At 69.2% G+C, this 7509-nt stretch carries 7 protein-coding genes; 5 read left to right on the top strand and 2 right to left on the bottom strand.

The window, feature by feature from the left end; all coding sequences use genetic code 11:
• From G0D83_RS22430 to nadC, 5 genes are all read left to right on the top strand, one after another.
• A partial coding sequence (locus G0D83_RS22430; protein WP_203595080.1) for a histidinol dehydrogenase occupies positions 1-248 on the top strand: 248 nt, incomplete at its 5' end.
• Between the two features lie 71 nt (positions 249-319).
• Positions 320-1084, top strand: coding sequence for an SDR family NAD(P)-dependent oxidoreductase (locus tag G0D83_RS22425; RefSeq protein WP_164196873.1), 765 nt, complete (start codon positions 320-322; stop codon positions 1082-1084).
• Positions 1085-1354: 270 nt separating this feature from the next.
• Complete coding sequence (gene nadA, locus G0D83_RS22420) at positions 1355-2407, top strand: quinolinate synthase NadA (RefSeq protein WP_164196872.1); 1053 nt, start codon at positions 1355-1357, stop codon at positions 2405-2407.
• Between the two features lie 4 nt (positions 2408-2411).
• A complete protein-coding gene (locus G0D83_RS22415) occupies positions 2412-3974 on the top strand; it encodes an L-aspartate oxidase (RefSeq protein ID WP_164196871.1) in 1563 nt (520 codons plus the stop codon).
• The gene (nadC, locus tag G0D83_RS22410) at positions 3974-4822 is read left to right on the top strand and encodes a carboxylating nicotinate-nucleotide diphosphorylase (protein WP_164196870.1); all 849 of its coding nucleotides are present in this window, start codon (positions 3974-3976) and stop codon (positions 4820-4822) included. The genes G0D83_RS22415 and nadC overlap by 1 nt, the downstream gene beginning before the upstream one ends.
• A gap of 165 nt (positions 4823-4987) precedes the next feature.
• On the opposite strand, the gene G0D83_RS22405 is transcribed toward nadC, so the two are convergent.
• Positions 4988-5800, bottom strand: coding sequence for a sugar phosphate isomerase/epimerase (locus tag G0D83_RS22405; RefSeq protein ID WP_164196869.1), 813 nt, complete (start codon positions 5798-5800; stop codon positions 4988-4990).
• Positions 5797-7470 (bottom strand): FAD-dependent oxidoreductase, encoded by a 1674-nt coding sequence (locus G0D83_RS22400; RefSeq protein ID WP_164196868.1) that lies wholly within the window; start codon positions 7468-7470, stop codon positions 5797-5799. Before G0D83_RS22400 ends, G0D83_RS22405 begins: the two co-directional genes overlap by 4 nt.
• Between the last annotated feature and the right edge of the window lie 39 nt (positions 7471-7509).

The raw sequence follows: 7509 nt of genomic DNA, 5'->3' as shown, positions 1-7509 counted from the left end.
CGTTGCCCACCAAGAAGGCCGGGCGATACACCGGCGGGCTCTGGGTCGGCAAGTTCCTCAAGACCCACAGCTACCAGAAGATCACCAGTGACGAGGCCGCCGCAACCATCGGCGAGTATGGATCGCGCCTGTGCATGCTCGAGGGTTTCGTGGGTCATGCCGAGCAGTGCAACCTGCGCGTTCGCCGCTACGGGGGCATCGACGTACCGTTCGGCGGAGCCGCGCCCTATCGCGAGGCGGCCGAATGATCTGCACGCGTCCGGCCTGCGCCAAGTCGTGGCCGGGCCCGTCGGATAACTGAAGCAGGAAGGAAACAGATATGCAGCTGCCGGCGACACCAAGTTTCTCACTCCGGGGCAAGCGCGCGCTGGTGACCGGCGCAACCTCCGGGATCGGTCTTGGCGCGGCCACGGCACTCGCTAGGGCGGGGGCCCATGTGATCTGCGTCGCGCGCCGGGCCGGACCGCTGGCGGAAGTGGTCGAGGCAATGGAGCGCGAGGGCCTGTCTTGCGAGGCGCTCCCCCTTGATATCACCGACGTCGACACAACGCGCGAGACGCTGGATACGATCGATGCCGTCGAGATCGTGGTGAACTCGGCCGGGATGGCGCGGCATGGTCCGGCGCTCGACACGACGCCCGAGGACTTCGATGCGGTGATGCATGTCAATCTGCGGGCCGCCTACTTCCTGTCGACCGCCGCGGCACGCCGGATGATCGACAGCGGCACACGCGGGTCGATCGTGCACGTCAGCAGCCAGATGGGCCACGTCGGGGGCATTGACCGCGGCGTCTACTGCGCTTCAAAGCACGCTCTGGAGGGCATGGTGAAATCCATGGCCATCGAGTGGGGCCCGCATGGCGTGCGGATAAACACACTCTGCCCGACGTTCATCCGGACACCTCTCGGCGAGCAGACGCTCGCGGACCCCGCGCGCCGCGCCTGGATCGAAGACAAGATCAAGCTTGGACGCGTCGGCGAGGTCGAGGACATCATGGGGGCGGTGGTCTACCTGTGCTCGGAGGCGTCGTCGCTGGTGACGGGAACCTCGCTGCTGGTGGATGGCGGCTGGACGGCGGACTGAGGTCTCAACCGCCGAGCAAGAATTGGACACTGGGCCGCGCGAGAAACAGCCCTTCGGAGTGAGCCGTTTCAGGCGCATTTTGAGCGGGCCGGCTGCAGGGGATCCCCATCCACATGCGGCCGCTCGAGGTCGCATAGATCGGGATGGCAACTTTGGTTGGCACGGCACAGCTTGTTCCATCGTCAACATGGGGCTATTCCGTGGCCTAGGCGCCTGTGTCGTCAATCCGACACAAAGGCCGGACCGCGGACCCTGAGGAGGAGCAGGTTCATGCTCGACCAGACGACCATCGCCGAGACGCTCGGCCAGCACTACGACCTTGCCCCCTCGCTGGAGGCGGCGGAGCGGCTGAGCGGGCTCTACGCCACCATGAGCCGCGTGGTCAGCCCTGCCGACTGGGCGATCCACGCCCCCTATGTCGAGGCGATCAACCGGCTCAAGAAAGAGCGCAACGCGGTCATCCTCGCGCACAACTACATGACCCCGCAGATTTACCACGGCATCGCCGACGTGGTCGGCGACAGCCTGCAGCTCGCCATCGAGGCGACACGGGTCGAAGCGGACGTGATCGTGCAATGCGGTGTGCATTTCATGGCCGAGACCTCGAAGGTGCTCAGCCCCGAGAAGACCGTGCTGATCCCCGATATGGACGCGGGCTGTTCGCTGGCCGAAAGCATCACCCCTGAGGGCATCGCCGAAATGCGCCGCCGCTACCCGGGCGCGCCGGTGGTCACCTACGTGAACACCTCGGCCGCGGTGAAGGCGGCGTCCGACATCTGCTGCACCTCGTCGAACGCCGCGCAGATCGTCGCCGCGCTGGATGCCGAGACGGTCATCATGACCCCCGACAAGTACCTCGCGCAGAACGTCGCCAAGCAGGTGCCGCAGAAGACCATCGTTTGGTACGACGGCTCGTGCATCGTGCACGAACGCTTCACCGCCGCCGAGTTGCGCGACTTCCGCAGTTGGCAGCCCGACACCCGCATCATCGCCCATCCCGAATGCCCGCCCGACGTGGTGGCCGAGGCGGATTTCTCGGGCTCGACCGCCGGGATCATCGACTACGTGACCCGCGAGCAGCCGCACAAGGCGATGCTGGTCACCGAATGCTCGATGGCCTCGAACATCTCGGACGCGCTGCCGGGGATCGAGTTCGTCGGCCCCTGCAACATGTGCCCCTACATGAAGATGATCACGCTCGAGAAGGTGCTCTGGTCACTGCACAGCATGGAAGGCGGGGTGGAGGTCGATGCTTCGGTCGCGACAGGCGCGCGCCTCGCCGTGCAGCGGATGATCGACCTGTCGCAGCGCAAGGCGGCCTGACCCGGTGCAGCAGGTTTCGACCGTCCGCGTGGTCATCCTCGGCGCGGGTCTGGCCGCGCTCTACGCCGCGCTGGCGCTGGCGCCGCGCCCGGTGCTGCTGGTCTCGCCCGACCCGCTGGGCACCGGCGCAAGCTCGGCCTGGGCGCAGGGCGGGGTCGCCGCCGCCATGGCACTTCCCGACAGCCCCGCGGCCCATGCCGCCGACACGCTGCGCGCCGGGGCAGGGCTCGTCGATCCCGAGGTGGCGCAGTCCGTCACCCGCGAGGCACGCGAGCATATCCTGTCGCTGACCCGGCTCGGCGCGCCCTTCGATCGGGATGCGGCGGGGAGCTACCTGCTCTCGCGCGAGGCGGCGCATGGCTTCGCCCGCGTGGTGCGTGTGCGCGGCGATCAGGCCGGGGCCGAGATCATGCGCGCGTTGGTGGCGCAGGTGCGGCTCGCGCCCTCGGTGCAGGTGCTCGAGGGCTGGCTGGCGACCGGGCTGCGCAGCGCCGCGGGCCGCGTCACCGGCGTCGAGGTGGCGCCCTCCCAGGGCGGCGCGCCGGTGGCGGTGACCGCCCCGGCGGTGCTGCTGGCGGGCGGCGGTTCGGGCGGGCTCTACGCGCTGACCACCAACCCCGTGCGCATCCGCGGGCAGGTGGCGGGCCTTGCCGCCCGGGCCGGCGCGGTGATGGCCGACATGGAGTTCGTGCAATTCCACCCCACCGCCATGGACATCGGGCTCGATCCAGCGCCGCTCGCTACCGAGGCGCTGCGCGGCGAGGGCGCGGTGCTGGTCAACCGGCTCGGGGAGCGCTTCATGGAAGGGGTTCACCCCGACCTCGACCTTGCCCCGCGCGATGTGGTGGCCCGCTCGGTCTATGCTCAGAGCCAGTCCGGCCTGCGCCCGATGCTCGACACGCGCGCCGCGCTCGGATCCCGGATCCGGGAGGACTTCCCGGGGATTGCCACCGCCTGCGACCGCGCCGGGATCGACCCTGTCACCCAACTCATTCCTGTCACTGCCGCCGCACACTACCACATGGGCGGGATCGCCACCGATGCCGCCGGGCGCGCCTCGCTTGCCGGGCTATGGGCCTGCGGCGAGGTCGCCTCGACCGGGCTGCACGGGGCGAACCGGCTGGCCTCGAACGGGCTGCTCGAGGCGCTGGTCTACGCCCGCCGCTGCGCCGCGGACCTCGCGGCGGCGCTTGGCCCGGCCGCCGAGGCCCCCGAAATTTCGCTGCCGAGCACGGGTCCCGCCGAAGCGCCCGATCCAGCACTTGTGGCCCGCCTGCGCAATGCCATGACGGCGGGGGCGGGCGTGATCCGCGATGCCGGGGGGCTCACCGCCTGCCTGCGCGAGATCGCCGTCGTGGAGGCGGCCCAGCCGCATTGCGCAGCGCTCGCCAACATGACCGCCACGGCGACGCTGATCGCCTCCGCCGCTCTGGCCCGGTGCGAGAGCCTGGGCGCGCATTTCCGCTCTGACGCCTCCGAGGCCACCGCCGAGATCGGCTCCCGCAGCCGCATGACCCTGACGGAGGCGCTGGCCCTCCGCGACACGCTTCAGAAGGAACCCGCCTGATGTCCCTGCCTTCGCTGCCCGACATGATCCTAGACCCGCTGGTGCGGGCTGCGCTGATGGAGGATCTCGGCACCTATGGCGATCTGACGACCCGCACGGTGATCCCGGCGGGTACCCGCTACCGTGCGCAGCTGTGCGCCCGCGAGGCCGGCGTGGTCTCGGGCATGCAGATCGCGCGCATGGCCTTCCACATGGTCGATCCGGCGCTGGCGGTGACCCTCCACAAGTCAGACGGCAGCGCCATCGCGTCCGGTGACGTGCTAATGGAGATCGAGGGCGATGCCGCCTCGATCCTCACCGCCGAGCGCGTGGCGCTGAACTTTGCCGGGCGGCTTTCGGGCATCGCCACGATCACCGCCGCATTCGTCGCCGAGACGGCGGGCACCAAGGCGCGCATCACCTGCACCCGCAAGACCACGCCGGGCCTGCGCATCGTCGAGAAACAGGCGGTGCTGCACGGCGGCGGCTTCAACCACCGCTTCTCGCTGTCGGATGCCATCCTCGTGAAGGACAATCACATCGCCGCAGCGGGGGGCATCCGCCCGGTGCTGCGGGCGATCAAGGGGCAGGCCTCGCACATGGTGCGGATCGAGATCGAGGTCGACACACTCGCGCAGCTCGCCGAGGTGTTGGATGAGGGCGGCGCGGACGTGGTACTGCTCGACAACATGGACAGCGGGGCCCTTCGCGAGGCGGTGGCCATGTCCGCCGGGCAGCTGGTGCTCGAAGCCTCGGGCAACATGACACTCGAGCGCATCGCCGAGGTGGCGGCCACCGGGATCGACTACATCTCGGTCGGGGCGCTGACCCATTCGGCGCGGACGCTGGACCTGGGGCTCGATTTCTGATGGCCCAGGTCTGAAACGTCATGGCTGCGCAAACAAATACGCTGAAATTATTGCACAATTTGGCCCTATCCGAAAGATCCGCCAGAGGGGCAGCGATGTAAGCCTAATGACGACTTCTGCTCGCGGCGTGTCGCCTTGCATTACGTCATTGAGCGCTTCGAACTCTCAACTGCCGAGGCCAACCTTCTTGAGTTCCATGAGCGCTGCGCCATGGATGCGTTGCAGGCGGTCTCTGTGGGTCTCGCCACCGCGCAGCGGGCCGGGAATTTCGAGGCCCAGCGGGATATCCCGGGGCAGGCTACGAAGCAGATTGGTCAGAGCGATTTCGCCCTCGCCCGGCGGCAGGCGTTCGCGCCGGGCGGTGTCGAGCAGCTCTTCCTCGGTATAGCGCGGCTGGACCAGCGCATCACACAGGTGGGCAAAGGGCAGTCGCTCTTTCGGCACTGCGGCCAGCTCGGCGAAGGTCGAAGCGGAGCGGTCGAAATGCAGGCTGTCCACCAGCAGCCCGGGCAGTGGCCCCGCGGCCTCGACCACTTGCCGGCAGGCCGCGAGGTCGGGCACCGGGGTCCAGGGAAAAAACTCCAGCACCGCGCGCAAGCCGCGGTCCTCCGCCGCCTCGGCGAGCGCAGCCAGCCTGTCTGCCAGCCGCGACAGGTCGCTGTCGTAGGGGGCGGCGATGACATGGCGGGCAGCAAGCTCGGCGCCGGTGTCGAGCGTCGGGAGCACCTCGGCCAGCCTGAACTCCGGCGTCAGCCGCAGGAACTCGATGTCGGCGACCTCGATGCCGGTGTCGCGCAGCGCTTTCCGGGTCTCGCGCAGCTCGGTGTGGTCCGAAAGCGGATAGCCGGGGCTGTCTGGGGTCACTTGCAAGAGCCGCAGGCCGACGCCGTCAAACCCGGCTTCCGCCGCCACCCGGATCAGCGCGGCGGGCGCCAGGTCGATGGCCGTCAGATGCGCGACGCTCAGCTTGCGGCTCATGCGCCACGCGCCGCCGCGTCGCGCCCGGCGATGAAGCCGAAGGTCATCGCCGGGCCGAGGTTGATCCCGCCCGCCGGGTAGTGCCCTCCGAAGACGCTCGCCATGTCGGTTCCGGCGGCCCAGAGACCGGGGATCGGCGCACCCGCGGTGTCCAGAACCTGCGCCCGCCCGTTTGTGGCGAGTCCACAGAAGGTGCCGAAGCTGCCCGGCACCACCTCGACTGCGAAAAAGGGCGCGCGGCTGATGGCAGCGACGCAGGGATTCGGATGCTGCTCGGGGTCGCCCTGCAACCGCATGTAGGGCGTGGTGCCGCGGTGAAAGAGCGGATCCTCGCCGCGCGCCGCGCCGCGGTTCCACTCGGCCACCGTGGCTTCGAGCCCCGCCGCGTCGATGCCGCAGGCCCGTGCAAGCTCTGCCAGGTCACGTCCCGTCTTGAGGTAGCCACGGCGCACCCAGTGGCGCCATGGCAGCGGTTGCGGGCGCACGACGCCCAAGCCGAAACGGCGCAGGAACCTAAAGTCGCAGACCAGCCAGGACCGCGCGGGCTGGTGTTCGGGCAGGGCGCCGAGCAGTGCGTCGACATAGTCGTGATACCCCAGCCCCTCATTGCAGAAGCGCTTTCCGTTCGCCAGAACGCCGATCACGCCGGGCTTCCCGCGCTCGATGATATGCGGGAACGTCCCGAACTTACCATCGGGCCAGGGTATGACGGAAACCGGGCAGAGTGCGGCCGCCCGGGCCAGGTCGCGGCGCATCTGCGCGCCGATGCCCCGCGCCATGGCGATGCCGTCGCCGCGTGCCTCGGGGATGGCGAGCGTCCGATGCTCGGCATTCCGCAGAACGGTCTCGGCCCGCAGCTCGGCGTCATGGGGATAGCCGCCGGTGGCAAGCACCACGCCGACCCGGCTGTGCAGCAGTGTGCCGTCGCCAAGCGCGACCCCGGTGATGCTCCCGTCCTCGTGCTGCAGCGCGCGCACCGCGCATCCGGGGCGCAGCTCGACCCCGAGATCGAGCGCCGCGCGCAGCAGCCTGGCGACCAGAGCATTGCCGTTGCGCAGGTCCATGCCGCGCCCATGCAGGGCGAGATCGCGGACATGGCGCATGACGCGGCGCGTCACATGAAGAAAGGCGCGGGGCGAGCGGGTCATGGTCATGAAGGCGCGCAGATCGGGCCCGGCCTGGATCGTCATTCCCAGGAAGGTTGTCTCGCGCGCAGGCAGCCGCAGCAACTCGATGTCCGCGCCCAGCTTGCGGCCGTCAAACGGTTTGGCGATGACCGAACGCCCGCCGGTGCCCGCGCCGGGCAGGTGGCCGTAAGTGTCGGGAATGGCGGTCCCGGGTTCGAATTCGAGCGCGGGCACGGCCTCGAAGAACTCTACCATCTCGGGCGCGGCGGCAAGAAAGGCATCGACTCGCTCGGGCTCGAAACGGTTGCCGAGCACCTCCTGCAGGTAGTTCCGGGGTGCCTCGGCGGGCTCGGTGATGCCGGCACGGCGGACGATGGGATTGCGCGGCGCCCAGATCCAGCCCCCGGACAAGGCGGTGGTGCCACCCAGAACCTCGGCCTTTTCCAGAACGGTCACGGTAAGCCCCTTTGCGGCGGCAGTCACGGCGGCGGACAGACCGCCAGCGCCGGAGCCGACGACAACAAGATCCACGCTGCGTGTCATCGCTTCCTCCTCGGACTGCCTCCCGTGCCTGCTTACCGT

It is taken from the genome of Salipiger sp. PrR003 (assembly GCF_010500785.1).
GTDB classification, from domain to species: Bacteria; Pseudomonadota; Alphaproteobacteria; order Rhodobacterales; family Rhodobacteraceae; genus Salipiger; species Salipiger pacificus_A.
Note: the sequence above shows the minus strand (reverse complement) of the source record. Positions and strands in the feature narration are given on the sequence as shown.